Origin of the sequence: Paenibacillus puerhi, assembly GCF_009846885.1 — a bacterium.
In the GTDB taxonomy this organism is placed as follows: Bacteria; Bacillota; Bacilli; order Paenibacillales; family NBRC-103111; genus Paenibacillus_G; species Paenibacillus_G puerhi.
The window spans coordinates 1-1,350 of record NZ_WUWM01000090.1; the positions used below are offsets into that span (position 1 = coordinate 1).

Sequence of the window (1,350 nt, forward strand, 5' to 3'; positions counted from 1 at the left end):
TAGGGCTTGCTGAATGCGAATAAATCCATATTTCACAAGGGTTACCGGGCATTTCCGTCGAATATATCTGCAAGGAAAACGTGGCAAAACGCTCAAAAACCTTGCAGATGGAGTGACGAAACATGTTTGCGACCAATCGGGATATGGATGATCTGCTCAAACAATTTTACCTGCCCTTTGGAGGAAAGCTAAACCCCAACAACCGTTGGGTGCAGTTGGCCGCGATCATTCCCTGGGATCAGGTAGAAGAAAAATACGTTCAGTCGTTTCATTCACCCGTTGAGGGACAACGTGCTTACCCGGTTCGTGTGGCGCTCGGTGCTCTCATCATTAAAGAACGATTGGGGCTAAGTGATCGCGAAACCACCTTGCAGATTCAGGAGAACCCCTACCTGCAGTTCTTCTTGGGCTACACAGCCTTTGTGGACCAAGAGCCTTTCCATCATTCGTCCCTCACACACTTTCGCCAACGACTCGGTTTAGAGGCCATCAGCGAGATCAATGATCAAATTGCGCTAGCTGCCATTCAAGCGGAGCGAGAGACAAGTCAAAAGACAGAAACGGAAAAGCACGACGATGACGACGACATAGATGGCGGCTCACAGCTGGAGTTGGAAGTTGGCGAAGCGCTGTCCGTTCCAGAAGTCCCGGCGCCGAAGCCAGTTCGTAACAAACCGAAGCAACAGGAGAGTTCTGAAATCTCAACCCAAACGGATTCCACGAACAAGGGAGCTCTCATGCTGGATGCAACCTGCGCACCGGCGGACATCAAGTATCCTACTGACCTCGGGCTCTTGAATCATGCCCGCGAAATACTCGAAGATATCATTGACGAGCTGCACCGCCCTCACATTAGTACGATGGAGAAACCCCGTACATACCGTGAAAAGGCCAGAAGGCAATACTTGAGTGTCTCCAAGCAACGGAAGGCTTCGAGCAAAATCATCCGCAAAGCAATCCGCAGGCAACTGGGGTACGTTGGACGCAATCTGCGAACGATTGAGGCGATGGCTGAGCTTACGTCTTTGTCCACGCTGAGCAAAAGACACTATCGGGGTCTTCTAGTCATCGCCGAGCTCTATCGTCAACAGAGCGAGATGGCGAAGATGAACAAGCATGCCGTTGCAGACCGGATCGTGAGTATTGAACAACCGCATGTACGTCCTATCGTGCGCGGCAAAGCTGGAGCGAACGTTGAGTTCGGCGCTAAAGTGGCAGCCAGCCTGGTAAACGGTTATGTGTGGATTGAAGCGGTCCAGTGGGATAGCTTTAACGAAGCCACCACGCTGATCGCATCCGTGGAAGCATACAAGCAGCGGTTTGATTGTTATCCGACCGTAATCCTGGCTG

Annotated in this window: 1 protein-coding gene; it reads left to right on the forward strand. The window is 51.5% G+C overall.

Annotation, left to right across the window (positions count from 1 at the left end):
• Positions 1-122: 122 nt before the first annotated feature.
• On the forward strand, positions 123-1,350 hold a 1,228-nt coding region (locus GSF01_RS29115), incomplete at its 3' end, for an IS5 family transposase (protein ID WP_159888765.1).